The following is a 26,315-nucleotide window of genomic DNA, read 5'->3' on the forward strand; positions in this document are numbered from 1 at the left end:
AATCGTATCGACCCCGCGGTCGGAACCGGATCGCGGGCCTTTCCAAGTCCGCCCATGGACTGCGCTTGTTGCGTCAGGGCAAGAAAATGTTCATTTTTTACAAAGACTTGGAACGGTTGAAGTAAAATTCTGGTCTACACGCGGTATGCTTTCATTTTTCTGACGCTTGGCGCGGGCCGGCGTCGCTCTCATCACAGGTAACTGCCTTGTTGAATTCCCTGCTCGATTTTCTTTCCCACGGGCTCCTGCATTTTTCGTGGTGGCAGGTCGCGCTGTTCGCGCTCGCCGTCACGCACGTCACGATCATCGGCGTGACGGTCTACCTGCACCGTTGCCAGGCGCACCGCGCGCTTGAGCTGCATCCGATCGCGAGCCACTTCTTCCGCCTCTGGCTGTGGATGACGACCGGCATGCTGACCGGCCAGTGGGCCGCGATTCACCGCAAGCACCATGCGAAGTGCGAGACCGAGGAAGATCCGCACAGCCCGCAGACGCGCGGCATCTGGAAGGTGTTCCTCGAAGGCGCCGAGCTGTATCGCGCGGAAGCGAAGAATGAAGAGACGATGCGCAAGTTCGGCCACGGCACGCCGAACGACTGGGTCGAGCGCAATGTCTATTCGAAGTACCCGATTCTCGGCATCAGCCTGATGATGGTGATCGACGTCGCGCTGTTCGGCGTGATCGGCCTGACCGTGTGGGCCGTGCAGATGGTCTGGATTCCGTTCTGGGCGGCTGGCGTCGTCAACGGCTTCGGTCACTTCTGGGGTTATCGCAACTTCAACTCGGCCGACGCGAGCACGAACCTGTTCCCGTGGGGCATCGTGATCGGCGGCGAAGAACTGCACAACAACCACCACACGTTCGCGACGTCGGCGAAGCTGTCGAACAAGTGGTACGAGTTCGACATCGGCTGGATGTACATCCGAATCATGTCGGCGTTCGGTCTCGCGAAGGTGAAGAAGGTTGCGCCGACGCCGCGCCTGAACAAGCCGAAGACGGTGCTCGACCAGGAAACGCTGCAGGCCGTGCTGTCGAACCGCTACGAAGTGATGGCGCGCTACGGCAAGGCCGTGAAGCGTGCGTACCGTCAGGAGCTCGCGCACCTGAAGGAAATCGGCGGCGAGAAGTACCAGATGATGCGTGGCGCGCGCAAGTGGTTCCACAAGGATGCCGACGGCCTCGACGAGCCGCAGAAGAAGCTGCTGCCGGAAATCTTCGCGAACAGCCAGAAGCTGCAAACGTACTTCCAGCTGCGCCAGGATCTCGCCGCGATCTGGGATCGCTCGACCGCATCGCGCGAACAGCTGCTCGCGCAATTGCAGGATTGGTGCCATCGCGCAGAACAAAGCGGCATCAAGGCGCTGCAGGAATTCGCGACGCGCCTGCGCCGCTACGCCTGATTCGAAATCGATTAGAATCTAAGGACGTCAAAAACCCCGCGTTGGCGGGGTTTTTTATTTGGTCCGCCGGTTTTTGAACGGTGATCGGCAGGGCCGGATTCGTATGAGGCTTGGGGCAGCGTGGAAGCGTTGTTCCGGGGCGAACGCAGGGGATGGGATCGGAGTAAGTGCTGAAGCACTAACTCTGGTCGACCGCGAAGCATGGGATCAGAGTAAGCGCTAAAGCACTAACTCTGGTCGACCGCGAAGCATGGGGTGGGAGTAAGTGCTGAAGCACTAACTCCCGCCGACCGCGAAGCATGGGGCGGGAGTAAGTGCTAAAGCACTAACTCCCGCCGACAGGAGATATGGAGATGCAGTCGACGATCAAACCCGTCGAATACGATCGGCCCGTTGCAGCCGGGACCGTGTGCGGCGTGGGACAGGCGTGGGCCAAGGTGCCCGACGCACCGTCCGCCGAAGAGCGGGTTGCGCTGAAGGAGCGCATCAAGGCATTGCTCGTGCGTGAAAAGGCCGTGCTGGTCGCGCATTACTACGTCGATGCCGAGTTGCAGGAACTCGCCGACGAAACCGGCGGTTGCGTCGCCGATTCACTCGAAATGGCCCGCTTCGGCCGCGATCACGACGCGCAGACGCTGGTCGTCGCCGGCGTGCGCTTCATGGGCGAAACCGCAAAGATCCTGAGCCCGAACAAGCGGATCCTGATGCCCGACCTCGACGCGACCTGCTCGCTCGATCTCGGCTGCCCGGTCGACGAATTCTCGGCATTCTGCGACGCGCATCCCGACCGCACCGTCGTCGTCTATGCGAATACCAGCGCGGCCGTGAAGGCGCGCGCGGACTGGATGGTCACGTCGTCGATCGGCCTCGAGATCGTGGCCGACCTGCACGCACGCGGCGAGAAGATCATCTGGGCGCCGGATCGCCATCTCGGCAGCTACATCCAGAAGAAAACCGGCGCGGACATGCTGCTGTGGCAAGGCTCGTGCCTCGTTCACGACGAGTTCAAGGGTATCGAACTCGACCTGCTGCGCGCCGAGTATCCGGACGCGAAGGTGCTCGTCCACCCCGAATCGCCGGAAAACGTCGTCGCGCAGGCCGATGTGGTCGGCTCGACCACGCAACTGATCGACGCGGCCGTCAAGCTCGACGCGACGCACTTCATCGTCGCCACCGATCTCGGCATCCTGCACAAGATGCAGCTGGCCGCGCCCGGCAAGACCTTCATCGCCGCGCCGACGGCCGGCAATAGCGCAACTTGCAAGAGCTGCGCGCACTGCCCGTGGATGGCGATGAACGGCCTCGCGAACCTCGCCGACGTGCTCGAACGCGGTCACAACGAGATCTTCGTCGATCCCGCGATCGGTGAGCGCGCACGCCTGCCGATCGACCGGATGCTCGATTTCGCAGCGGCGCACAAGAAGCGCGTGCAGGCGAGCGGCGATCTGCAGCACGACCAGCAACTGTTTGCGAACGTGGGGGCTGCATGAGTCAGGCTGTATCCCCGCTGTTCGACATCGTCCGCGAGCAATACGGCGCGGCATTCGACGATGCGATCGCGCGCAACGTGGCCGATGCGATCGCGGAAGACGTCGGTACCGGCGACCAGACCGGGCGGCTCGTGCCGGCCGGCGGGCACCGCCGTGCACGCATCATCGTGCGCGAGGAAGCCGTGCTGTGCGGTGTGCCGTGGTTCGAGGCCGTGATCGCGCGGATCGATCCGTCGATCACCGTGCAATGGCGCTATCGCGAAGGCGACCGCATGACGCCCGATTCGACCGTCTGCGAACTCGACGGACCGGCGCGCGCGCTGCTGACGGCCGAGCGCAACGGGCTCAATTTCCTGCAGTTGCTGTCGGGCGTCGCGACCGCGACGCGCCGCTACGTCGATCGCGTCGAAGGCACGCGCACGAAGATCCTCGATACGCGCAAGACGCTGCCGGGCCTGCGGCTCGCGCAGAAGTATGCGGTGCGCGTCGGCGGGGGCGAGAACCAGCGTCTCGCGCTGTACGACGGCATCCTGATCAAGGAGAACCACATTGCGGCGGCAGGTGGTGTCGGCGAAGCGCTCGATGCGGCGTTCGCGCTGGAGTCCGGCGTGCCCGTGCAGGTCGAAGTCGAGACGCTCGCGCAGCTCGACACGGCGCTCGCGCATCGCGCGCAGTCGGTGCTGCTCGACAACTTCACGCTCGACATGATGCGCGAAGCGGTGCACGTGGCGAACGGCAAGGCCGTGCTCGAAGTATCCGGCGGCGTCAATTTCGACACGGTGCGCGCGTTCGCGGAAACGGGCGTCGATCGCATCTCGATCGGCGCGCTGACGAAGGACGTCCGCGCGACCGACTATTCGATGCGGATCGTCGACTGACCGAACCTCGTCCAGTCAGACAAAAAAAGCCGTTGGCGCGCAAACGCCAACGGCTTTTTCTTGTGCGCCCCCGGCTGCAGCCGGGGAGGGCCGCTCAGCGACGCGCGCGCGGCGTAAGCACGCTCGGCAGTGCCTTCGGCAGCGTGTTCGGCCAGTCTCGGCTGTAGTGCAGCCCGCGGCTTTCGCGGCGCGAGTGCGCGCTCTTCACGATCAGGGTCGCCACGTCAACGAGGTTGCGCAGTTCGAGCAGGTCGCGCGTCACGCGGAAGTTCGCGTAGTACTCCTGGATCTCGTCGCGCAGCAGCGACAACCGGTGCTTCGCGCGTTCGAGGCGCTTGTCGGTGCGCACGATGCCGACGTAGTTCCACATCAGGCGGCGCAGCTCGTCCCAGTTGTGCGCCACGACGACTTCCTCGTCCGCATCCGATACGCGACTCTCGTCCCACGCGGGCAGCGTGGCCGGCGTTTCGGCATCGAAGCCGGCCGCCTCGATCGCCTCGGCCGCCGCACGGCCGATCACGAGACATTCGAGCAGCGAATTGCTCGCGAGACGGTTCGCGCCGTGGAGCCCCGTGTACGACGTTTCGCCGACCGCATACAGGCCGGTGAGATCGGTGCGCCCGGCGAGGTCGGTGACGACGCCGCCGCACGTGTAGTGCGCGGCCGGCACGACGGGAATCGGCTCTTTGGCGATGTCGATGCCGAATTCGAGGCAGCGCGCGTGGATCGTCGGGAAGTGTTCGCGCAGAAACGCTTCCGGCTGGTGGCTGATGTCGAGATACACGCAATCGATACCGCGCTTCTTGATCTCGAAGTCGATCGCGCGCGCGACGATGTCGCGCGGCGCAAGCTCGGCGCGCGGATCGTGTGCGGGCATGAAGCGCGTGCCGTCGGGCAGCTTCAACAGGCCGCCTTCGCCGCGCACGGCTTCCGAAATCAGGAACGACTTCGCATACGGATGGAACAGGCAGGTCGGGTGGAACTGGATGAATTCCATGTTCGACACGCGGCAGCCCGCACGCCACGCCATCGCGATGCCGTCGCCGGTCGCGGTGTCGGGGTTCGTCGTGTACAGGTAGACCTTGCCGGCGCCACCCGTTGCGAGCACCGTATGCGGCGCTTCGATCGTGATCGTGCGGTCGTTGTCGACGTCGAGCACATACAGGCCGTGACAGCGGCGGCCGGGCAGGCCGAGCCGGTCCGACGTGATCAGGTCGATCGCGTGGTGGTTTTCGAAGAACGTGATGTTCGGATGCTGGCGCGCGCGGTCGGACAATGTCGCGAGCACGGCATGGCCGGTCGCGTCGGCCGCGTGGATGATCCGGCGGTGACTGTGGCCGCCTTCGCGCGTCAGGTGGAAACCGAGTTCGGCCGCATCGTCCTTCGTGAACGGCACGCCCTGCGAGATCAGCCATTCGATCGCTTCGCGGCCGTGCTCGACGATGTAGCGCGTCGCGCCTTCGTCGCACAGGCCGCCGCCGGCGACCAGCGTGTCGTCGACGTGGTTCTCGATGCTGTCCGCCGAATCGAGGACAGCCGCGATGCCGCCTTGCGCGTTATCGCTCGCGCCCTCCATCATCGACCGCTTCGCGATCAGCGCGACACGTCGCGTGCTGGCCAGATTGAGTGCGACCGACAGCCCTGCCAGGCCGCTGCCGACGATCGCCACGTCGAATTTCATGCTGCATCTCCATCGTTACGCTTTTGATCTTGTGCGTTCCGGCGGCCGTGGCCGCGGAAAGAGGAGAGCATACCGCGTCGCGCCAGAGCGTGCGCGCAAAACAAAAAGCCCCGCAGGTGCGGGGCTTTTCGGTCGCCGTCAGGCTGGCAGAAACCGGAGATTACTTGATCTTGGTTTCTTTGTACTCAACGTGCTTGCGGACGACGGGATCGAACTTCTTGATCGCCATCTTTTCCGGCATGTTGCGCTTGTTCTTCGTGGTCGTGTAGAAGTGACCCGTACCAGCGGTCGACTCGAGCTTGATCTTGTCGCGTGCGCCTTTTGCCATGATTGTGCTCCTTGGGCTTAGGCTTCGCCGCGTGCGCGCAGGTCAGCGAGCACGGAATCGATGCCGTTCTTGTCGATCAGGCGCAGGCCGGCGTTCGAGACGCGCAGGCGCACCCAGCGGTTTTCGCTCTCTACCCAGAACCGGCGGTTTTGCAGGTTCGGCAGGAAACGACGCTTGGTCTTGTTGTTGGCGTGGGAAACGTTGTTGCCGCTCATCGGCGCTTTCCCAGTTACTTGGCATACGCGTGCCATGAGAGCACTCCTAATACGCTAAATTCGGGGTTCGATCGCCGATGAAGGTTCCATCGCACCGCCACGTGATCCATGGCTGCACTCAGAACGCCGAAGCCCTTACAGACAAGGCCCTTCGATGGCTAGAACTGGTTGGAAAAAAGACAGACGGCGATTCTAGCAGAAAAAGTTCAGAAAAATCAAACCTAATTTCGCATCACCGTTGCGGCGCCCTTGGGCGGGCCGCAACCGCACAGTCTACAGCCAACCGGCCCTTGCGAACGAAAAAGTATCACTGGTGCCGATGACGACGTGATCGAGCAGCTTCACGTCGACGAGCGCGAGCGCGTCCTGCAGCACGCGTGTCAGGCGGCGATCTTCCGCGCTCGGCTGCACCGCGCCCGACGGATGGTTGTGCGCGACGATCAGCGCCGCGGCGTTGTGCACCATCGCGCGGCGCACGATTTCGCGCGGGTAGACGGCCATGCGCGTCAGCGAGCCGCGCGTGATTTCCTCCGTTTCGATCAGGCCGTGGCGCGCATCGAGGAAGACCGCGGCGAACACTTCGTGCGGACGCGCGCCGATCTTCAGCCGCAGATAGTCCTCGACCGCGCCGGGCGAATCGATCTGCTTCTTCTCGTGCGCTTTCTCCTTCAGCACGCGCCGCGCGATCTCGATGACCGCAACCAGCCGGGCGGAGCGCGCAGGGCCGATGCCGGGGTGTTCCTCGAAATCGTCGGCGGTTGCCTCGAGCAGCCCGCGCAACGTCTTGAACTGCGCGACCAGTGCGCGGGCGGTCGCGAATACATCGTGCCCGGGCTTGCCCGTGCCGAGCAGCAGTGCGATCAGTTCGTCGTCGGTCAGCGCGGCCGGCCCACGCTCCAGCAATCGCTCGCGCGGCCGCTCGGGCCGCCAGTCGCCCGGGCGGCGCTTGCGCCGGCGGATCGGGAGCACGCGGCCGGGTGGCGCGGCGGGCAGATCGGCGGTGTCGCGGCATTCGACGGGCGGCAGAGGCAGGGCTGGGCAGGGTGACAGCATGCTTGAAACTCCATTGGCGGCGGGCAGTGTGCGCGACGTCGTCGCACTTTCCGCCTTGCGCGCTCAGGTGACTTACAATATTGGCTTTGCGCCGGGCCTTTCGGCCGTAGCGGGCGCCGACTGAACGAGTAATTCATGAGCCTCATCGATCTATCCGAAGTGAAGCCCGGTTCCCACGTCACGTTGCATTACCGGCTGGCACTGGCCGACGGCGCCGACATCGTCAACACCTTCACCGACAAGCCGGCCACGCTGCTGCTCGGCGCGGGGCAACTGGCGCCGTCGCTTGAACAGATTCTGATCGGGCTCAGGGTCGGCGACCACTCGACTTTTCAGCTAACGCCCGAACAGGGGTTCGGTCCCCGCAATCCCGACATGCTCCAGCGCGTCACGCTGTCGACGCTGCGCGAGAACGGGATGGTCGGCGACGATTTCACGCCGGGCGAACTGATCGAGTTCAACGCGCCGGACGGCGGCCGCTATGCGGGGGTGCTGAAGGAAGTCAGCGAGACCTCGGCACTGTTCGACTTCAATCATCCGCTCGCGGGCCAAGCGCTCACGTTCGAAGTGAAAATCATCGGAATCCTGTAATCATGAGCACCACCGATACGCTGTCCGGGCAGACCGTCGCAGCCGATGCCGAAATCCTGCTGGCCCAGCCGCGCGGTTTCTGCGCGGGTGTCGATCGCGCGATCGAGATCGTCGAACGTGCCATCGCGATGCACGGTGCGCCGATCTACGTTCGTCACGAGATCGTCCACAACAAATACGTGGTCGAGGATCTGAAGAAGAAAGGCGCGATCTTCGTCGAGGAACTCGAGGAAGTGCCGGCCGGCAATACCGTGATCTTCAGCGCGCACGGTGTGTCGAAGGCCGTGCGCGACGAGGCGGACGTGCGCGGGTTGCGCATTTACGACGCAACCTGCCCGCTCGTCACGAAGGTACACGTCGAGGTGGCGAAGATGCGCCAGGACGGCGTCGACATCGTCATGATCGGACACAAGGGGCATCCGGAAGTCGAGGGCACGATGGGGCAGGTCGAGCGCGGCATGCATCTCGTCGAGAGCGTCGAGGACGTGCAGAAGCTCGAACTCGCCGATCCCGAGCGCATCGCGCTCGTCACGCAGACGACGCTGTCCGTCGACGACGCAGCCGAGATCATCGGGGCGCTGAAGGCCAAGTATCCGAAGATCCGCGAGCCGAAGAAGCAGGACATCTGCTACGCGACGCAGAACCGTCAGGATGCGGTGAAGTTCATGGCGCCGCAATGCGATGTCGTGATCGTCGTCGGCAGCCCGAACAGCTCGAATTCGAGCCGCCTGCGCGAAGTGGCCGAGAAGCGCGGTGTGGACGCATACATGGTCGATGCGCCCGACCAGATCGATCCGGCATGGGTCGCAGGCAAGCGCCGCATCGGCGTGACGGCCGGCGCGTCGGCGCCCGAAGTGCTCGCCCAGGCCGTGATCGCGCGGCTGCGCGAGCTCGGCGTGCGCAACGTTCGCGCGCTCGACGGCATCGAGGAAAACGTGTCGTTTCCGCTGCCGCGCGGGTTGAACCTGCCGCCCGCCGCCTGATTGCCGCATCGCATCTGCGGAACACCGAAGCGCGCCTCCCGGCGCGCTTTTTTTTGCCTGTCGAAATTGCAATCGCAACCATTATTCGGATTAATGGTGCAACTGGGTTGCTCTTCACGCTTCCAAGCGTCTCTCAAATTTGGTTGCAATGCAGGAAAACCCCATCGAATCAGGATTATTGGCGTCCTATAAATGGAGTTACAATGCGCCCGTTTTCAGGCCTGAATGGCTTTGAAATCGGGTTTTGGCAAGGCGCGGGAGACCATTCAATGCACGTGAAGTTGGCTTACGCCGTGTCCGTCGCCGCACCGGTTGCAATGCTTGCCGGCTGCAGCAAAAAGAGCGACGACGGGGCGGGCAGGGAGGCTGCGGTGTTCGCGGCACCGCCGGCCTGCGGCGTGCGCGTCGCCGGAACCGGTCGTGCGGCATCGTTCGCGTGCCGCAGCGCGCAATTGGGCAAGGACAAGGAAAACGGGGCACGTTTGGCGATCGAGGAAATCAACGCGCTTGGCCTGGCGAACGGCCAGGCAGCGGGCACGCAGGTTGCAACACCGCAAGCCGCCGGTCGTGGCGTGACAGCGACCGTGCGCGCCGATCGACGCAGGCCGGCCATGGTGCCCGGCAATGCGGGCAGCGTGCCGATGTCGCCGGTCCCCTTTCAATTCGATTCGACGAAACAGCGCGTTGCCGCGAGCAATGATGTCGCGACGCGCGGTCTGGTTCGTACGATGGATTCCGACGTAGTCCTGACGAATGTCGGGCGCGGCGTTCGCGGTGCCTTGCGAGGCGGCGCGGCACGGAATCCGATCTGCCCGGGTGCGGGGCTTGCCTCGCACCGGACGGAAAAAGGCACGGATGCCGGGCAACCGGACGATGGCCGTCTCGGCATGCTGCCCTACGACTTCAAGGAGGCCACGAACACCGTCCTCGATGTCGTGACGATTTAGCGACGGGACTCATGACGGCACCGGAACAGTGCGGTGCCGTTTTTGTATCCGCTCCGGCGGCAGGTCCGGCCGTACAGGCCGGGCGGCGCGCGCCGGGACGATCCACCCTTACCGGTATCGACTAGTACCCGCAGTGTCGCCGAGAAGGCGCGATTCCTCGCTTACCCGCGGGGCGCAACGTCCTCCGGCAGCACGGGCCAAGGAGCTTTAAATGGATATTTTCGTCCAGCAGGTTCTCAACGGGCTGGTGCTCGGCAGTGTCTACGCCATCATCGCGTTGGGCTACACGATGGTGTACGGCATTCTCGGCATCATCAACTTCGCGCATGGCGACGTGCTGATGATCGGCGCGATGGTCGCCCTGTCGGCCATCACCGTGCTGCAGAACCACTTCCCCGGACTCGGCAACGTTGCGACGCTGACGATCGGCCTGGGTATTGCCGCAGTCGTCTGTGCGTTCGTCGGCTTCACGATCGAACGGGTCGCATACCGGCCGCTGCGTCGCGCACCGCGCCTCGCCCCGCTGATCACCGCGATCGGCGTGTCGATCCTGCTGCAGACCGCCGCGATGATCATCTGGTCGCGCAACCCGCTGCCGTTCCCGCAATTGCTGCCGACCGATCCGATCAACGTGATCAAGGCGACCGACACGACGCCCGGCGCCGTGATCTCGGTCACTGAAATCGTGATCATCGCGGTGGCGTTCATCGTGATGGGTGGCCTGCTGCTGCTCGTGCACAAGACCAAGCTCGGCCGCGCGATGCGCGCGATCGCCGAAAGCCCGAACACCGCGAGCCTGATGGGCGTGAACCCGAACTTCGTGATCTCCGCGACGTTCATGATCGGCTCCGCGCTCGCCGCGCTGGCCGGCGTGATGATTGCATCCGAATACGGCAACGTGCACTTCTACATGGGCTTCATCCCCGGCATGAAGGCATTCACGGCCGCGGTGCTGGGCGGGATCGGCAACCTCGGCGGCGCGATGGTCGGCGGCGTGCTGCTCGGCCTGATCGAGCAGCTCGGGGCCGGTTACATCGGCAACCTCACGGGTGGCGTATTCGGCAGTAACTACCAGGACGTGTTCGCCTTCATCGTGCTGATCATCGTGCTGGTGTTCCGTCCGTCCGGCCTGCTGGGCGAACGTGTCGCGGATCGCGCGTAACGGAAGGGAGCAAACAACATGACATCCATTCAACCGATCGAATCCTCGACGTCGCTCGTCGAAGAGCGCAACACCACCAAGACGGTCATCATCGGCATCCTGACCGCGGTCTTCGTGATCGCCGCGCCGATCATCATCGGCTCGGCCGGCGGCAACTACTGGGTCCGCGTGCTCGACTTCGCGATGCTGTACGTGATGCTCGCGCTGGGCCTGAACGTGGTGGTCGGCTTCGCCGGCCTGCTCGACCTGGGCTACATCGCGTTCTACGCGGTGGGCGCGTACACCGCGGCCTTGTTGAGCTCGCCGCACCTGACCTCGCAGTTCGAGTGGATCGCGGCGCTGGCGCCGAACGGATTGCACATTCCGTTCTTCATCATCGTGCCGATCGCGATGGCGCTCGCGGCGACCTTCGGGATCCTGCTCGGCGCGCCGACGCTGCGCCTGCGCGGCGACTACCTGGCGATCGTGACGCTCGGCTTCGGTGAAATCGTCCGGATCTTCATGAACAACCTCGACCGTCCGGTGAACATCACCAACGGCCCGAAGGGGATCACGGGGATCGACCCGGTGCACATCGGCGACTTCAGCCTCGCGCAGACGCACTCGCTGTTCGGGATCCAGCTGCCGTCGGTCTACATGTACTACTACCTGTTCGTGCTGTGCTCGCTGCTGGTGATCTGGGTGTGTACGCGCCTGCAGCACTCGCGTATCGGCCGTGCATGGGCGGCGATCCGCGAAGACGAAATCGCGGCGAAGGCGATGGGCATCAACACCCGCAACGTGAAGCTGCTCGCATTCGCGATGGGCGCGTCGTTCGGCGGCCTGTCGGGTGCGATGTTCGGTTCGTTCCAGGGCTTCGTGTCGCCGGAATCGTTCACGTTCTGGGAATCGATCGTCGTGCTCGCCTGCGTGGTGCTCGGCGGCATGGGCCACATCCCGGGCGTGATCCTCGGTGCGGTGCTGCTCGCGATCTTCCCGGAATTCCTGCGCTCGACGATGAGCCCGCTGCAGCACGCGCTGTTCGGTCATGACATCGTCGATACGGAAGTGATCCGCCAGGCGCTGTACGGCCTCGCGATGGTGGTCATCATGCTGTATCGCTCGGAAGGCCTGTGGCCCGCGCCGAAGCATGAGGACAAGATCGCGAAACTGGCGAAGCGCGCCAGCAAGAAGCCGGTGCGCGCTTAACCTACGGACACTGGGGATACACACATGAGCGACAAACAAATCCGACTGTCCGTCAAAGGCGTGAACAAGCGCTTCGGTGGCCTGCAGGCACTGTCCGACGTCGGCCTCCAGATCAAGGAAGGCGAGATCTACGGGCTGATCGGCCCGAACGGCGCCGGCAAGACGACGTTCTTCAACGTGATCACGGGCCTTTACACGCCGGACTCCGGCGAGTTCAAGCTCGACGGCACGGAATACAAGCCGACCGCGGTGCACCAGGTCGCGAAGACGGGCATCGCGCGCACGTTCCAGAACATCCGCCTGTTCGGCGGGATGACGGCCCTCGAGAACGTGATGGTGGGCCGCCACGTGCGTACCAAGCACGGGCTGCTGGGCGCGGTGTTCCAGACGCCGGCCGAACGCCAGGAAGAGCGCGAGATCAAGGAACGTGCGATCGAGCTGCTCGAATACGTCGGCGTGCTGCAGTACGCGGACTACACGTCGCGCAACCTGTCGTACGGCCACCAGCGCCGTCTCGAGATCGCGCGCGCACTGGCCACCGACCCGAAGCTGCTCGCGCTCGACGAGCCGGCGGCCGGGATGAACGCGACCGAGAAGGTCGAACTCACGCGCCTGCTCGACAAGATCCGCTCGGACGGCCGCACGATTCTCCTGATCGAGCACGACGTGAAGCTCGTGATGGGGCTGTGCAACCGGATGACGGTGCTCGATTACGGCAAGGTGATCGCCGAGGGTCTGCCGCAGGACGTGCAGAAGAATCCGAAGGTGATTGAGGCATATCTCGGCGCAGGGGTGCACTGATGGCAGCGGCAATGTTGAAAATCAAGGGCTTGCAGGTCAACTACGGCGGCATCCAGGCCGTCAAGGGCGTTGACATGGAAGTCCGTCAGGGCGAGCTCGTGACGCTGATCGGCGCGAACGGTGCCGGCAAGACCACGACGATGAAGGCGATCACGGGTCTCAAGGCGTATTCGGCGGGTGACATCGAGTACGACGGCAAGTCGATCAAGGGCATTCCGACGCACGAGCTGCTCAAGCGCGGCCTTGCGATGGTGCCGGAAGGCCGCGGGATCTTCGCGCGGATGTCGATCGTCGAGAACATGCAGATGGGCGCATACCTGCGCAACGACACCGAGCAGATCAAGAAGGACGTCGACCGGATGTTCGGCTTCTTCCCGCGCCTGAAGGAGCGTGCAACGCAGCTCGCGGGCACGCTGTCGGGCGGCGAGCAGCAGATGCTGGCGATGTCGCGCGCGATCCTGTCGAAGCCGAAGCTGCTGCTGCTCGACGAGCCGTCGATGGGCCTGTCGCCGATCATGGTCGAGAAGATCTTCGAAGTGGTGCGCGAAATCTCGAAGGAGGGCATCACGGTGCTGCTGGTCGAGCAGAACGCACGCCTCGCGCTGCAGGCAGCCGACCGCGGCTACGTGATGGATTCGGGCACGGTCACGATGGAAGGCGATGCGAAGCAGATGCTCGACGATCCGAAGGTGCGTGCCGCGTACCTGGGTGAATGAGTGAGTGAATGAGCGGGCCCGGTGGCGCGCGACGGCAGATGCCGGGCGCGTCTCGCACGGGCTTTCGAAAGGCTGTCACGGAATGCCGTGACAGCCTTTTTTTTCGTGTCACGCGATTCGGGGCGAACTTGTGCGGGCGGACGCGACTCCATTCGATTGTTGCGCCGCACCCGCGGCGCGGGAACGATGGGGTGGCCGCCGGCAGCCGGTCGCCCGCAAACCGACACACGGGCCGGGTAGCATCGACGGCCCATCGGGACACGGAGAGCACGCATGAGTCTGGACTACGGTTTCGTAAAGGCGAAAGTGACATCGGTGGCGAAGCTGAAGGGCTCGCCGCACGGCAGCGAGATCCAGTATCACATCCACCTGACGCTCGCGTTGCCGGGCGGCAACTGGGACGTCGCGATCAACGTCGGCACCAGCGACGCGGACGACCTGCTGAACTACAAGCTCGTCTACGATTTCCACCACCCGATCACGCAGACGCTCGCCGCTGCGGCCGAAGGCTATACGGACCTGACGGGGCAGGCCGCGTTGCCCGCGCTCGACTACATGCGCAGCGACATCCTGAACGAAACGGGGGCGTGGCGCCCGAGCGCCGTGATGGACGGTACCGAGAATCAGGAGCCGATTCCGTCGCTGCTGCGGCTCGTGAACGCCGCGCAGTCGCAGGGGCTCGACGTCGTCGTGTTCGGCCGCTCGTATTCGGAGGGCAACGGCATCCACGACACGCACATGAACCAGGGTTCGACCGGCGCGAACTACCTGCACCGTGCGGGCGACGACCACAACGACCACAACGACATCTGGCAGGACGGTGCGCTGATCGTGCGCGTGAGCGACACGCAGTGGGCCGCGTATTTTGCCGCGTTCGAGCAGCAGGCCGTGCCGACCGACGCGCTCGGCAATCCGCTGCCGGGCGCGGGGCCGATCACGCGCTGAGCGGGCCGGCTGCCGGCCTTGGCTTCATGCGGCCGGCAGCGTCTTGCCGAACGAGATGCGTTCCTCGACGCGATAGCCGAGTGCCGCATAGAAGCGGCACGCGTCGTCGTTGCCGGGCAGCACCTGCAGGTTGATCTTCAGGCAGCCGCGCGCGGCGAGCGCGCGTTCCGCATGCGCGATCAGTGCGCGGCCGATGCCGAGCCGCCGCGCGTCGTTCGATACGCCGAACGAGTAGAGCCAGCCGCGATGTCCGTCGAAACCTGCCATCAGCGTGCCGACCACGCGCGCGCCGCAGGTCGCGACGAAGAACAGTTCCGGCTGCGTCGCGAGCTTCAGCGCGATCGATCGCAGCGGATCGCGGTGCGGCGGCGCGTCCGCGTCTTCGTACTGCGGGAACGCGTCGCGCCATACCGCGAGCACGGCATCGGTGTCGGCGCGTTCGAACGGGCGGATTGCGACAGCATCGGCGGCGGCATCCATCGCGGCGGTCTCCTTAGAGCGTGTCGAGAATCGACCGCAGCATCGCCATCATCTGGTCGATTTCGTCGGTCGTCACGTTCAGTGCGGGCATGAAGCGCAGCAGGTTCGGCCGCGCGGCGTTCAACAGCAGGCCGTCGGGCTGCATGTCGCGCGCCTTCTCGACGATCTGGGGGCCGATGTCCTTGCCGAGCAGCAGCGCGCGCAGCAGGCCTTCGCCGCGTTCGCCTTCGAAGCCGCGCTCTTCCGACAGCTCGAGCAGCTTGCGCTTCAGGTATTCGCTACGCTCACGCACGCCTTCGAGGAAGCCCGGCGCGACGAGCTGCGAGATCACCGAGTAACCGACCGCCGTCATCAGCGGGTTGCCGTTGTACGTGCCGCCCTGGTCGCCGGCCTCGAACACCGCAAACTCGGCCTTCGACAGCAGCGCGCCGAGCGGAGCGCCGCCGCCGATGCCTTTCGCGAGCGTCATGACATCCGGCTCGATGCCGGACAGCTCGTACGCGAACAGCGTGCCTGCACGGCCGCAGCCGCTTTGCACTTCGTCGACGATCAGCAGCAGGTTGTGCTGCTTCGTCAGCGCGCGCAGCGCCTGCATGAATTCACGCGTCGCCGGAATCACGCCGCCTTCGCCCTGGATCGGCTCGAGCATCACCGCGACGGTCTTGTCGGTGATCAGCTTCTCGACCGAGTTGATGTCGTTCAGTTCGGCCTTCGGGAAGCCCGGCACCTGCGGCGCGTAGATCGTGTCCCAGCCCGGCTTGCCGCTGGCCGACATCGTCGCGAGCGTGCGGCCGTGGAAGCTGTGGTCGAACGTGATGATCTCGTACGCGCCGTTCTTGAACTTGCGGCCCCACTTGCGTGCGAGCTTGATCGCGCCTTCGTTTGCTTCCGCGCCGCTGTTCGTGAAGAACACCTTGTCGAACACGCTGTGCTGCGTGAGCAGGCCCGCGAGCTTCGCCATCGGTTCGTTGTAGAACGCGGGCGACGGGTTCAGCAGCTTTTCCGCTTGCGTCTTCAGTGCTTCGACGATGCCGTCGTTGCAGTGGCCGAGGCTGTTGACGGCCCAGCCCTGGATGAAGTCCAGATAGCGCTTGCCGGTGTGATCGTAGAGCCACGAACCCTTGCCGTGCGTAAACACGATGTCGGGGCGGTTCGTGATGTACATCAGCGAGTCGATCGGATAATCGTTCAGGGGCATGGCAGCAGACTCCAGCGGAGGTTGAAAGGGAAACAGGCAATAAAAAAGCCACGGAAGGCCGTGGCTGGTGGGTCGAACAGCTTGTGCGTAACCGGTGAAGCAGTGCGGGGGTTACGCGCGAGTCCGTGACGAGCCTGCGGCATCCGGGCGGAGCGGCGAGCGGCGACGTCGAAGGGCGGACAGGAAGCAGTTCATGTGCGCAAGCATAAGGCATCCCGCGCCTCACTGTAAACCGCCGCGATGCCACGGATGTGACATCGCGGCGCGCAGCGCCGTACGCGGGTGCGCGGGCCTTAGACCGGATGCGCGAGATCGGCGGCGCTCGTGAACGAGTCCGCGTAGAACTCGTCGGCCGGCAGCGCGTGGTGCTGCGTGAAGTCGCGCTGCGCGGATTCGACCATCACCGGCGCGCCGCACGCGTACACCTGGTGGGCCGACAGATCGGGCAGGTCCTCGATCACCGCGCGATGGACGAAGCCCGTGCGGCCCGTCCACTGATCGCCGGCGTCCGGCTCGGAGAGCACCGGCACGTACTTGAAGTTCGGGATCTCGCGTGCCCACTGCTCGGCCAGCTCGTCGAGATAGATGTCCTTCTTGCGGCGCGCGCCCCAGTAGAGCGTCATCGGGCGCGTGATGCCCGTGTGCTTCACGTGCTCGATGATCGCCTTGATCGGCGCGAAGCCCGTGCCCGATGCGAGCAGCACGATCGGCTTGTCGGAATCTTCACGCAGGAAGAACGTGCCGAGCGGGCCTTCGAAGCGCAGGATGTCGCGCTCCTTCATCGCGCCGAACACGTGGTCGGTGAACTTGCCGCCCGGCATGTGACGGATGTGAAGCTCGATCGGGCCTTCCTCGTGCGGCGCATTCGCCATCGAGTAGCTGCGGCGCGAGCCGTCCTTCAGGATGAACTCGACGTACTGGCCGGCGAGATACTGCAGGCGTTCGTTGGCGGGCAGCTGCAGCTTCACGACCATCACGTCGTCGGCCTTGCGTTCGAGCGCGGCGATCCGGCACGGCAGCTTCTTGACCTGCACGCCGTCGACGCCGGCGATTTCGCGCACGTCGATCTCGAGATCGCATTGCGCCTTCGAGCAGCACAGCAGCGCGAGACCGCGCGTGCGTTCGTCGTTGGACAGTGCCGACGCGGCGTGCGGGCCCTGTTCGATCTGGCCCGACACGATCTGGCCCTTGCAGGAGCCGCACGCGCCGTTCTTGCAGCCGTACGGCAGATGGACGTTCTGGCGCAGCGCAGCCGCCAGCACGGTTTCATCCGACTCGACCTGGAATTGCCGGCCGCTTTGCTTGAGAGTGACGTTGAATGCCATAGAACCAAACTAGAACAAAATGTGGGGACCGTGCATATCGCGCACGGCAGCTACAATGCAAGCCCGTTGCGCGTCGCGCAACGGTGGCTACTGATTTCGCAACCAACATGATCGCGACTCGAATCCTGCGCCGGCCGCGCGCACTGATCGTCGGCTGCGGCGACGTCGGCATGCGCTGCGTCGCGCAATGGCGCGACACGCACCGCAACCTGCGGATCTTCGCGCTGACGAGCCACCCGGCCCGCCGCGACGAACTGCGCGCTGCGGGCGCGACGCCGATCGTCGGCGACCTCGATCGCCGCGCGACGCTCGGCCGCCTCGCGGGTCTGGCCCGCACGATCCTGCATCTCGCGCCGCCGCAGTCCGACGGCCGCGACGATCGGCGCACGCGTGCGCTGATCGCCGCAACGACCGTGCCTGCGCGACGGCCACCGGTGCCGCCGACACCGGCGGTCGGCCGGCTCCGAACGCTGCGCACCGCTGCCCGACAGGCCGGTGCGCCCGTTCGGGCAGCGCGTATTGTACCCGACGGCCTTCGTGCGCCGAGGCTCGTCTACGCCAGTACGACGGGCGTTTACGGCGACTGCGGCGGCGCACGCATCGACGAAACGCACCCGCTGCGCCCCGCGAATCCGCGTGCATTCCGGCGCGTGTCGGCCGAGCGGCAACTGCGCGCGGCGACGGTACGCGGCGTGCTGTCCGCGCGCATCGTGCGCATTCCGGGCATCTACGCGGCGAACCGTCTGCCGGTCGCGCGGCTCGAGCGCGGCACGCCGGCGCTCGAGCCGGCCGACGACGTCTACACGAACCACATCCACGCGGACGATCTCGCGGCGATCCTGCGCCGTGCGGCCGAACGCGGCAAGCCGGCGCGCGCCGTGCATGCGTCGGACGACAGCGAACTGCGGATGGGGGAGTATTTCGACCGGGTCGCGCAGGTGCTCGGCTTGCCGAAGCCGCCACGCGTCAGCCGCGCGGATGCCGAGCGTCAGCTCGAACCGACGCTGCTGTCGTTCATGCGCGAGTCGCGGCGCCTGTCCAACGCACGGCTCAAGGCCGAATTGTGCGTGACGTTGCGCTATCCGACCGTAGACGATTTCCTTCAAACGCTTGCGCCGGGCAGCGCGTCAGGTGAGCGCCGGTAACGCCTCGATCAGCAGGAAGCACAGCAGCGCGCCGATCAGCGCGCCAATCAGGTTCGGATGATATTTGTGCTTCATGTGCATCGCGGCCAGCAGCCCGCCGATCACGATGACACCGATGACCGCGAACGCGATCATCACGTACGACAGTTCGAAACTATGGCTGTTCATGATGTCTCCCCCTGCATCGCTGTTCTCTTACAGCTTGTGATTTCAGTATAGCGGGGGAACATGCGGCCGAGATGCGGCCGGGCGTCGAACGGTCGTGCGGATTTTCCCTTACAGGGTTTTGACCGGATTGCGTAATGCTGAAAGGTCGGTGTCATCGAGCCAGCGCCACGCACCCGGTGCGAGATCGTCCGGCAGCACGAGACCGCCGATGCTTTCGCGATGCAGTGCTTCGACGCGATTGCTTGCCGCCGCGACCATGCGCTTGACCTGGTGATACTTGCCTTCGAGGACGGTCAGCGCGAGTGCGTGCGTGTCGCGCGCGTCGGCTGCGACCGCCGCGATCGGCTTCGGCTCGCCGTGCAACTGCACGCCGGTGCGCAGCGTGTTCAACTGCGTGTCGTCGAGCGGGTGGCGCACGGTCGCCACGTAGGTCTTCGGCACTTTGCGCTTCGGCGACGTGTACGCGTGCACGAACTGGCCGTCGTCGGACAGCAGCAGCAGGCCCGTCGTGTCCTGGTCGAGACGTCCGACGCATTGCACGCCGCGCGCGACGATCGGTGCGGGCAGCAGGCTGAACACGCTCGCGTGGTGTTGCGGATCGCGCGAACACTCGTAGCCGGCCGGCTTGTTGAGCGCGAGATACGCGTGCGCGTGGAACGGCCACGCCGCATCGTCGACCGAGAACACGAGGCCGTCGGTATCGAACGCGGCGTCGGGGTCGGTCGCGCTGGCGCCCGCCACGGTGACGCGGCCCGCTTCGATCAGGCCGCGGCACTGGCGGCGCGAGCCGAAGCCCTGAGTGTAGAGAATGCTTTCGAGATCCATAGCGCGCGCATTCTATCAAGCGGCGGCGCGCGACCGGCAGGAACGCGCATGCGCTGGTAAGCTGCCGGTACGCCGCGCGGGGCGCGGCACCCGTTCATTCTTCACGGAAAGTCCATGCCTTTCGCTTCGTACCCGTTCGGCCGCAAGGCTGCTGCCTTCATCCTCGCCGCGACCGTTTCGTCGGTCGCGTTCGCGCACGCGCACCTCGCGAAGAGCGACCCGGCGGCGGGCGCGGCGGTGGATGCCGCACCGGCCGCCGTCACGATCGACTTCACCGAGCCGCTGGAGCCGGCGTTCAGTTCGATCGTCGTCGTCGCCGGCGACGGCAAGACGGTGTCGGACGGCCGAGCGCGCATCGACGCGTCGAACCGCAAGCGGATGACGGTGCCGCTCACGGCGGTCGGCACGGGCACCTATACGGTGAAATGGGTGGCCGTCGCGACCGACGGACACCGCACGCAGGGCGCGTACGGCTTCAGCGTGAAGTGACGCAACGGCGGCGGCAGGCCCGTGCCAGGGCTGCCGCCGCCTCTATCCGACTGGGAGTCCCGCATGAATCCGACGACGCTCGATGCACTCGCCGATTTCCCCCGTCTGCTCGAAGCCCATTTTGCGGCCGTCCCCGACGGCTATGCGCGCTGGACGCCCGACGACTGGGCCGGGATCCCGAGCGAGCACTTTTCGCCGCTCGGGCAGCTCTGCCACGTGCGCGACATCGAGATCGACGGCTATCACGTGCGGCTGCGGCGGATGCTCGACGAGGATCGGCCGCTGCTCGTGTCGATCGATGGCGACGCGCTCGCGATCGAGCGCCGCTACAACGACGCGTATGCGTCCGACGTGCTCGCGGCGATCCGCGAAGCGCGGCGCGAGACGCTGGACCTCGTGTCGCGCCTCACGCCGGAACAGCTCGCGCGCACCGGGGAGTTCGACGGCTACGGTTCGCTGACCGTGCGCGGGCTCGTCCACTACCTGTGCAGCCACGATCAGCAGCATCTGGCCGGCATGCAGTGGCTGCTCGGCAAGATCGATGCGGCGCTCTACGCGCGCTGAGTCGGCCGGCTTGCGCGGAATCGAACGCAAAATCCGGCGCGGTTGTCGGTGCGGCAGGCTGCACTGAGTCGATGCGATTGGATCGCTTTTCTGGATAATCCATCCAGCCGCGGCCGGCTGACCGGCGCGTCGCGCGTGCCTACACTCCAAGCTTCGTTCAACGAGAAAAGGAGTCAACCGTGGCAACTCATACGCTCGCAGACAAGGTCGTCCTGATCGCAGGCGGCGCAAAGAATCTCGGTGGCTTGATCGCGCGGGATCTGGCGAGCCACGGCGCGAAGGCGGTGGCGATTCATTACAACAGCGCCGCATCGCAGGCGCAGGCCGAGGAGACGGCCGCCGCGGTGCGCGCAGCCGGCGCGGAAGCCGCCACGTTCCAGGGCGACCTGACGACGGCCGCCGCGGTCGAGAAGCTGTTCGACGACGCGAAGCAGCGCTTCGGCAAGATCGACATCGCGATCAACACGGTCGGCAAGGTGCTGAAGAAGCCGTTCACCGAGATCAGCGAGGCCGAGTACGACGAGATGTTCGCGGTCAACAGCAAGTCGGCGTTCTTCTTCATCAAGGAAGCGGGGCGGCACCTCGAGGATCACGGCAAGCTCGTCACGCTCGTGACGTCGCTGCTCGGCGCGTTCACGCCGTTCTATGCGGCGTACGAAGGGTCGAAGGCGCCGGTCGAGCATTTCACGCGCGCGGCGTCGAAGGAATACGGCGCGCGCGGGATCTCGGTGACGGCCGTCGGGCCGGGCCCGATGGACACGCCGTTCTTCTACCCGGCCGAGGGCGCCGACGCGGTCGCGTATCACAAGACGGCGGCCGCGCTGTCGCCGTTCAGCAAGACGGGCCTCACCGACATCGAGGACGTCGTGCCGTTCATCCGCCATCTCGTCACCGACGGCTGGTGGATCACGGGCCAGACGATCCTGATCAACGGCGGCTATACGACCAAGTAACTGATCCGGCAACGGGCCGCGCAGCGCACCGCAATGGCGCGTTTGCGTGGACAATGGACGGGCGCGCGGCCTCGCGGCTGCGCGCCCGTTTTTTTTTCTGTACCGCCGGACCTTGCCGCGACGTGCGACGGCCGGCGGCGACGATCGTCCGAACCTACGTTCCCCGCCGATGGACAAGCTGGATCAGGTCAGAATCTTCCTGCAGGTTGCCGAGATGGGCAGCTTCATCAAGGCCGCGCATGCGCTCGACGTGCCGCGCGCGACCGTGTCGGCGGCCGTCCAGCAGCTCGAGACGGGGCTCGGCACGCGCCTGCTGCACCGCACGACGCGCCAGGTGCAGCTGACTGCCGACGGTGCGCTGCTGCTCGAACGCGGCCGGCGCCTGCTCGCGGAGGCCGACGAACTCGACCGCCTGTTCCGCCGCCGCGACCGCGACGTGATCGGCCGGCTGAACGTCGACGTGCCGAGCCGGATTGCGCGCCGCATGGTGGCGCCCGCGCTGCCGTCGCTGTTTCGCCGTTACCCGAAGCTGCAACTGTCGCTCGGCTCGACGGATCGTTCGATCGATCTGGTCCAGGAGGGCGTCGACTGCGCGATCCGCGTCGGGCGGCTCGCGGACAGCAGCCTCGTCGTGCGGCCGCTCGGGCAGTTCACGCTGATCAACTGCGCGAGCCCCGACTACCTGCGCGAATGCGGCGTACCCGAGCATCCGGATGCGCTCGCGCACGGACACTGGGCGATCGGCTATGCGTCGCCGACGACCGGGCGCGAGCTCGACTGGGAATACTGCGCGGATGGCCAGCGGCACACACTCGCGCTGCCGAGCCGCGTGATCGTCAACAACGCCGAAACCTATATCGCCAGCTGCATCGCGGGGATGGGGCTGATCCAGATTCCGCGCTTCGATGTCGCGCATCTGCTCGACAGCGGCGCACTCGTCGACGTGATGCCCGGCCACCGCGCCGCGCCGATGGATGTGTCGGCCGTGTATCCGCACCGGCGCCATCGTTCGCGCCGGCTCAATGCGTTCATCGAGTGGTTCGGAGAACTGATGGCGAGCGCGCTGACGAAGGGCGGAGAGGGTGACTGACCGGCACGGCCGGCTTGCATCGCGCACCGTCGTGCCTGTTTCAGCCGGGCGGCGCCGCGAACTGCCGGCTGCGCCCGGTTTCCCGCACCACGTCGATCAATGCCGCGCCGGCGCCATCCGGTTTCGCCGCGAACGCGTAGAAGCGCGCGGCCGGTAGCGCCGGCAGACCGTCCTGCGGCCCGCATTCGCGCAGGCCGTCGCGCAGCTGGCTGCGCGCCAGCGCGGTGACCGCGAAGCCCGCGAGCGCGGCCGACACGCAGCCGGCCATGCTGCTGCTCTCGAACAGCACGCGGAACGGCCGCAGCGCGGCGGCGAGTGCCGCGACGGCGGCTTCCCGATAGACGCACGGCTGCGGAAACAGTGCGAGCGGCACGTCGCCGCCTGCGTCGAGCGTGCGATCCGACGCGAACGCCCACACGAGGGGTTCTTCCCAAAGCAGTTCACCCGGCGTGTCGACCTGCCGGCACTGCTTGCCGAACACGACGTCGAGCCGGCCCAGCGTCTGCTCGCGCAACAACGATGCGGTGATGCCGACCTTCAGCTCGATCGACGTGCGCGGGTGGCGATCGCGAAACGTGCGCAGCACATGCGGCAGCCACGCGCCCGCGAAATCTTCCGACGCGCCGACTCGCAGCGGCCCGTGCGCCGGCGCGCCGCGCAGCCTCGCGCGCACTTCGCGCTCCATGTCGACGATGTTGCGCGCGTATGCGTACAGCGTGTCGCCGGCCGGTGTGAGCGCGATGCGGCGGGTCGTGCGCGCGAGCAGCACCGTGCCGGCCGCCTGCTCGAGCCGCTTGATGTGGCCGCTGACGGCGGACGGCGTCAGCGCGAGCCGTTCCGCGGCCGGCGCGAACCCGCGGCTGTCGACGACTTCGAGGAAGGTGCGCAGCAGCGTGATGTCGAGCGAGGTCGACGCGGGATCGGTCAGCGGTTCCATGGATCAATTCAACGCAATACTCGAAGAATAAACGATGATACTCCGTGAATCGTGATGAACGAACTACCTACCATCGTGCACTCGGATCGACCTAACGGAGTACACGATGACGACCTATGCGCATGCGACGACCGCGTCGCTCGACATTGCCTATCTCGAATGGAACCCGCACGGCGAGCGCGTGGCCGTGCTGCTGCATGGCTGGCCGGACAGCCCGATCGGCTGGGACGCGGTGGCGGCGGCGCTCGCCGCGCGCGGCTATCGCGTGCTCGCGCCCGCGCTGCGCGGTTTTGCGCCGACCCGCTTTCGCGACGCATCCGTGCCGCGCAGCGGCCAGCTCGCGGCGCTCGGACGCGACCTGCTCGACTTCGTCGATGCGCTTGGCATCGAGCGGCCCGTGCTGGTCGGGCACGACTGGGGCGCGCGGGCGGCCGCGAACGCGTGCGGGCTGCGTGACGCCGCCGCATCGCATCTCGTGATGCTGTCGGTCGGGTACGGCACCAACGATCCGGGACAGCCGCTGTCGCTGCAGCAGGCGCGCAACTACTGGTATCACTGGTTCATGGCGACGCCGCGCGGCGAGCAGGCGTTGCGCGACGATCGCCGCGCGTTTGCCCACTTGATGTGGGACACCTGGTCGCCGCCGGGCTGGTATCTCGACAGCGACTTCGACGCGGCCGCCGCTGCGTTCGACGGGCCCGACTGGATCGACGTCGTCCTGCATTCGTACCGGCATCGTTGGGGATTCGCGCCAGGCACGCAGGCCTATGCCGACGACGATGCGCGTCTGAATCCCGCGCCGGTGCTGGCGGTGCCGACGCTCGTGCTGCATGGCGGCGCGGACACCTGCAATCATCCGGACAGTTCGGCCGGGCGCGAGCGATGCTTTGCGGGGCGCTACGCGCGGCAGGTGCTGGACGGTGTCGGTCACTTTCCGCAGCGTGAGGCGCCGGCGGCGGTCGCCGACGCGATCCTCGGGTTCTGCGAGCAAGCTTGAGGCGCGCCGGCGTGTCCGGCGCGCAGCGGATCAGCCGGCGATGCGGGCCGCGAGCAGGTCGGCGAGGCCGATGTTCCTGAACATCTCGCGGCGGATGCGATCGCCGACGCGGAACACTTCCTCCGCGCCATCCTGCGACGGATCGACGAACACGCGGTACGGGCGCTTGCCGGCTGGCGCGGCGACGATGTCGGCAATCGCCGTCGCGACGGTGCCGGCATCGGCGTCCGCCGGTTCGAGCGCGGCGAGGCCCTGCAGCGCCTGCTCGGCGACGCCCGCATAGGGGCCGTCGTCGTAGGCGGCCTGAACGGCTGCATCGGCCGGCTTGCCTGCGTGGGCGAAGTGATTCGTGCCCTGGGTGAAGGCGCCCGGCACGACGATCGACGTCTCGATGCCCCAGCGGGCGAGTTCGGCCGCATAGGACACCGCGAGCGAATCCATCGCGGCTTTCGCGGCGAAGTAGGGGGCGAGGAACGGCGGCGTACCGCCGCGCGCGGACGACGACGACACCCAGACGAGCAGGCCGCGGCCCTGGCGGCGCAGGTGCGGCAGCGCCGCGCGGTTGACGCGCTGGGTCGACACGACGTTGATGTCGTAGAGCTGGGCGATCTGCTCGGGCGTGAACGCTTCGGCCGGGCCGAACACCATGTGGCCGGCATTGTGGACGATGACGTCGAGCCGGCTGGTATCCGCGATCACGCGATCGATGGCGGCACCGACGGACGCGTCGTCACCGACATCGAGCTCGACGGTGCGCAGGTCGACGCCGTGCTCCTGCGCGTAGGCGACGATGGCGGCGACGCGCGGTGCGTTGCGGCCGGTGCTTTCGCGCATCGACGCGTAGACGGTATGGCCGGCGCGGGCGAGTGCCTGGGCCGTCAGCAGGCCGAAGCCGCTGGATGCGCCCGTGACGAGGATGACTTCCTTCATGATCGATCTCCGGTAAGAGGCAGGCGCGGCAGGCGGCCGGTCAGCACATGCCGCCGTTCGCGCGCAGGATCTGGCCGTTGACCCATGCGCCGTCGGGGCCGGCGAGGAACGCGACGACGCTGGCGATGTCCGCGGGCTGGCCGAGCCGCTCCAGCGGGTTCATCTTCGCCATCCGGTCGACGAGTTCGGCGCTCTTGCCATGCAGGAACAACTCGGTCGCGACCGGCCCCGGCGCCACCGCGTTCACGCTGATGCCGCGGCCGCGCATTTCCTGCGCGAGCACCTGCGTCATGCCCTCGACGGCCGCCTTGGTCGCGATGTACACGCCGTAGGTCGGCAGGCGCATGCCGATCACGCTCGATGTCAGGTTGACGATGCGGCCGCCGTCGCGCACGCGCTTCGCCGCCTCTCGGCTGACGTTGAACGCCCCCTTCAGGTTGATCGCGACGGTCTGGTCGAACGCTGCGTCGTCGAACTCGGCAAGGGGGGCGAGCTTCATCACGCCCGCGCTGTTGACGACCACGTCGATCCGGCCGAATGCCTGCTCGGCCGCGTCGAACAGGGCGGCCACGGCCGCCGGATCGGCGACGTCTGCCTGTACCGCGACGGCCGTACCGCCATCGGCGACGATCGCGTCGACCACTTCCTGCGCGGGGCCGGTGCCACCGGCGTAGTTCACGACGACCCTGAAACCGTCGCGGGCGAGACGGCGGGCGATTTCCGCGCCGATGCCGCGCGACGAGCCCGTGACGAGGGCGACCTGTTCCGATGTGCTCATGTCCTGCTCCTTGGTTCGTGAGTGCCGTGCAATCCGGCGACAGGACTAATGTAGGCGC

At 66.1% G+C, this 26,315-nt stretch carries 29 protein-coding genes; 17 read left to right on the forward strand and 12 right to left on the reverse strand.

All coding sequences use genetic code 11. The features are described from left to right. Window positions 1-206 precede the first annotated feature (206 nt). From G3N61_RS06065 to nadC, 3 genes are all read left to right on the forward strand, one after another. On the forward strand, window positions 207-1,400 hold the full coding sequence (locus G3N61_RS06065; RefSeq protein ID WP_039368179.1) for an acyl-CoA desaturase: 1,194 nt from the start codon (window positions 207-209) through the stop codon (window positions 1,398-1,400). Window positions 1,401-1,753: 353 nt separating this feature from the next. Next, a complete protein-coding gene (gene nadA, locus G3N61_RS06070; protein ID WP_043189988.1) occupies window positions 1,754-2,890 on the forward strand; it encodes a quinolinate synthase NadA in 1,137 nt (378 codons plus the stop codon). Beyond that, on the forward strand, window positions 2,887-3,768 hold the full coding sequence (nadC, locus tag G3N61_RS06075; protein WP_205821854.1) for a carboxylating nicotinate-nucleotide diphosphorylase: 882 nt from the start codon (window positions 2,887-2,889) through the stop codon (window positions 3,766-3,768). The genes nadA and nadC overlap by 4 nt, the downstream gene beginning before the upstream one ends. A 94-nt stretch (window positions 3,769-3,862) precedes the next feature. On the opposite strand, the gene nadB is transcribed toward nadC, so the two are convergent. The 4 genes from nadB to radC all read right to left on the reverse strand — a co-directional run bounded on the left by nadB (window position 3,863) and on the right by radC (window position 7,045). Next, complete coding sequence (gene nadB / locus G3N61_RS06080) at window positions 3,863-5,449, reverse strand: L-aspartate oxidase (RefSeq protein ID WP_089451146.1); 1,587 nt, start codon at window positions 5,447-5,449, stop codon at window positions 3,863-3,865. A 160-nt stretch (window positions 5,450-5,609) separates the two neighbouring features. After that, window positions 5,610-5,777: a 50S ribosomal protein L33 gene (gene rpmG / locus G3N61_RS06085; RefSeq protein ID WP_006478046.1), complete on the reverse strand. Its 168-nt coding sequence runs from the start codon at window positions 5,775-5,777 to the stop codon at window positions 5,610-5,612. 17 nt (window positions 5,778-5,794) lie between these two features. Then, the gene (gene rpmB / locus G3N61_RS06090; protein ID WP_004186391.1) at window positions 5,795-6,028 is read right to left on the reverse strand and encodes a 50S ribosomal protein L28; all 234 of its coding nucleotides are present in this window, start codon (window positions 6,026-6,028) and stop codon (window positions 5,795-5,797) included. A gap of 237 nt (window positions 6,029-6,265) precedes the next feature. Then, a complete protein-coding gene (gene radC, locus G3N61_RS06095; RefSeq protein ID WP_205821855.1) occupies window positions 6,266-7,045 on the reverse strand; it encodes a DNA repair protein RadC in 780 nt (259 codons plus the stop codon). Window positions 7,046-7,180: 135 nt separating this feature from the next. On the opposite strand from radC, the gene G3N61_RS06100 reads away from it, so the two are divergent. The 8 genes from G3N61_RS06100 (at window position 7,181) to G3N61_RS06135 (ending at window position 14,378) form a co-directional block, all read left to right on the forward strand. Next, the gene (locus G3N61_RS06100) at window positions 7,181-7,636 is read left to right on the forward strand and encodes a peptidylprolyl isomerase (protein ID WP_027786673.1); all 456 of its coding nucleotides are present in this window, start codon (window positions 7,181-7,183) and stop codon (window positions 7,634-7,636) included. Window positions 7,637-7,638: 2 nt separating this feature from the next. After that, on the forward strand, window positions 7,639-8,619 hold the full coding sequence (gene ispH, locus G3N61_RS06105; protein WP_011352949.1) for a 4-hydroxy-3-methylbut-2-enyl diphosphate reductase: 981 nt from the start codon (window positions 7,639-7,641) through the stop codon (window positions 8,617-8,619). Window positions 8,620-8,822: 203 nt separating this feature from the next. Continuing rightward, the gene (locus G3N61_RS06110) at window positions 8,823-9,566 is read left to right on the forward strand and encodes an amino acid-binding protein (protein ID WP_205821856.1); all 744 of its coding nucleotides are present in this window, start codon (window positions 8,823-8,825) and stop codon (window positions 9,564-9,566) included. Window positions 9,567-9,777: 211 nt separating this feature from the next. Continuing rightward, the gene (locus tag G3N61_RS06115; protein WP_006488946.1) at window positions 9,778-10,728 is read left to right on the forward strand and encodes a branched-chain amino acid ABC transporter permease; all 951 of its coding nucleotides are present in this window, start codon (window positions 9,778-9,780) and stop codon (window positions 10,726-10,728) included. An 18-nt stretch (window positions 10,729-10,746) separates the two neighbouring features. After that, window positions 10,747-11,916, forward strand: a complete 1,170-nt coding sequence (locus G3N61_RS06120; RefSeq protein WP_043189949.1) for an ABC transporter ATP-binding protein — start codon at window positions 10,747-10,749, stop codon at window positions 11,914-11,916. Window positions 11,917-11,940: 24 nt separating this feature from the next. Further along, complete coding sequence (locus G3N61_RS06125) at window positions 11,941-12,717, forward strand: ABC transporter ATP-binding protein (protein ID WP_043187587.1); 777 nt, start codon at window positions 11,941-11,943, stop codon at window positions 12,715-12,717. Next, complete coding sequence (locus tag G3N61_RS06130; protein ID WP_043189946.1) at window positions 12,717-13,433, forward strand: ABC transporter ATP-binding protein; 717 nt, start codon at window positions 12,717-12,719, stop codon at window positions 13,431-13,433. The genes G3N61_RS06125 and G3N61_RS06130 overlap by 1 nt, the downstream gene beginning before the upstream one ends. Before the next feature lie 273 nt (window positions 13,434-13,706). Then, window positions 13,707-14,378, forward strand: a complete 672-nt coding sequence (locus tag G3N61_RS06135) for a DUF2278 family protein (protein WP_089451143.1) — start codon at window positions 13,707-13,709, stop codon at window positions 14,376-14,378. A 24-nt stretch (window positions 14,379-14,402) separates the two neighbouring features. Here the strand turns inward: G3N61_RS06135 and G3N61_RS06140 are convergent, their stop codons facing one another. The 3 genes from G3N61_RS06140 to G3N61_RS06150 all read right to left on the reverse strand — a co-directional run bounded on the left by G3N61_RS06140 (window position 14,403) and on the right by G3N61_RS06150 (window position 17,381). After that, entirely contained in the window at window positions 14,403-14,858 is a 456-nt protein-coding gene (locus G3N61_RS06140; RefSeq protein ID WP_043189939.1) for a GNAT family acetyltransferase, read from the reverse strand. 13 nt (window positions 14,859-14,871) lie between these two features. Then, window positions 14,872-16,056, reverse strand: coding sequence for an acetylornithine transaminase (locus G3N61_RS06145; RefSeq protein WP_043189935.1), 1,185 nt, complete (start codon window positions 16,054-16,056; stop codon window positions 14,872-14,874). Between the two features lie 293 nt (window positions 16,057-16,349). Then, the gene (locus G3N61_RS06150; RefSeq protein WP_043189932.1) at window positions 16,350-17,381 is read right to left on the reverse strand and encodes a CDP-6-deoxy-delta-3,4-glucoseen reductase; all 1,032 of its coding nucleotides are present in this window, start codon (window positions 17,379-17,381) and stop codon (window positions 16,350-16,352) included. Between the two features lie 107 nt (window positions 17,382-17,488). Here G3N61_RS06150 and G3N61_RS06155 point away from each other — a divergent pair, with 107 nt between their 5' ends. Further along, window positions 17,489-18,526 (forward strand): NAD-dependent epimerase/dehydratase family protein, encoded by a 1,038-nt coding sequence (locus G3N61_RS06155; RefSeq protein WP_205821857.1) that lies wholly within the window; start codon window positions 17,489-17,491, stop codon window positions 18,524-18,526. On the opposite strand, the gene G3N61_RS06160 is transcribed toward G3N61_RS06155, so the two are convergent. Further along, window positions 18,509-18,694, reverse strand: a complete 186-nt coding sequence (locus G3N61_RS06160; protein WP_043189927.1) for a hypothetical protein — start codon at window positions 18,692-18,694, stop codon at window positions 18,509-18,511. The genes G3N61_RS06155 and G3N61_RS06160 overlap by 18 nt on opposite strands. Window positions 18,695-18,802: 108 nt before the next feature. Further along, a complete protein-coding gene (locus G3N61_RS06165; protein WP_205821858.1) occupies window positions 18,803-19,519 on the reverse strand; it encodes a 16S rRNA pseudouridine(516) synthase in 717 nt (238 codons plus the stop codon). 114 nt (window positions 19,520-19,633) lie between these two features. Between G3N61_RS06165 and copC the strand changes: the two genes are divergently transcribed. The 4 genes from copC to G3N61_RS06185 all read left to right on the forward strand — a co-directional run bounded on the left by copC (window position 19,634) and on the right by G3N61_RS06185 (window position 22,615). Continuing rightward, on the forward strand, window positions 19,634-20,008 hold the full coding sequence (gene copC, locus G3N61_RS06170; protein ID WP_205821859.1) for a copper homeostasis periplasmic binding protein CopC: 375 nt from the start codon (window positions 19,634-19,636) through the stop codon (window positions 20,006-20,008). A gap of 63 nt (window positions 20,009-20,071) precedes the next feature. Continuing rightward, window positions 20,072-20,572 (forward strand): DinB family protein, encoded by a 501-nt coding sequence (locus tag G3N61_RS06175; RefSeq protein ID WP_175024823.1) that lies wholly within the window; start codon window positions 20,072-20,074, stop codon window positions 20,570-20,572. Between the two features lie 179 nt (window positions 20,573-20,751). Then, window positions 20,752-21,525: an SDR family oxidoreductase gene (locus tag G3N61_RS06180; RefSeq protein WP_039368119.1), complete on the forward strand. Its 774-nt coding sequence runs from the start codon at window positions 20,752-20,754 to the stop codon at window positions 21,523-21,525. A gap of 169 nt (window positions 21,526-21,694) precedes the next feature. Continuing rightward, entirely contained in the window at window positions 21,695-22,615 is a 921-nt protein-coding gene (locus tag G3N61_RS06185) for a LysR family transcriptional regulator (RefSeq protein WP_089451138.1), read from the forward strand. 40 nt (window positions 22,616-22,655) lie between these two features. Here the strand turns inward: G3N61_RS06185 and G3N61_RS06190 are convergent, their stop codons facing one another. Then, window positions 22,656-23,552: a LysR family transcriptional regulator gene (locus tag G3N61_RS06190; protein ID WP_089451137.1), complete on the reverse strand. Its 897-nt coding sequence runs from the start codon at window positions 23,550-23,552 to the stop codon at window positions 22,656-22,658. Window positions 23,553-23,658: 106 nt separating this feature from the next. Here G3N61_RS06190 and G3N61_RS06195 point away from each other — a divergent pair, with 106 nt between their 5' ends. Next, the gene (locus G3N61_RS06195) at window positions 23,659-24,549 is read left to right on the forward strand and encodes an alpha/beta hydrolase (RefSeq protein WP_205821860.1); all 891 of its coding nucleotides are present in this window, start codon (window positions 23,659-23,661) and stop codon (window positions 24,547-24,549) included. Window positions 24,550-24,579: 30 nt separating this feature from the next. Here the strand turns inward: G3N61_RS06195 and G3N61_RS06200 are convergent, their stop codons facing one another. Further along, the gene (locus G3N61_RS06200) at window positions 24,580-25,479 is read right to left on the reverse strand and encodes an SDR family oxidoreductase (RefSeq protein ID WP_205821861.1); all 900 of its coding nucleotides are present in this window, start codon (window positions 25,477-25,479) and stop codon (window positions 24,580-24,582) included. A gap of 40 nt (window positions 25,480-25,519) precedes the next feature. Next, entirely contained in the window at window positions 25,520-26,257 is a 738-nt protein-coding gene (locus tag G3N61_RS06205; protein WP_205821862.1) for an SDR family oxidoreductase, read from the reverse strand. Window positions 26,258-26,315: the final 58 nt, after the last annotated feature.

Source organism: Burkholderia sp. Ac-20349, assembly GCF_017104865.1.
Taxonomy (GTDB): Bacteria; Pseudomonadota; Gammaproteobacteria; order Burkholderiales; family Burkholderiaceae; genus Burkholderia; species Burkholderia aenigmatica.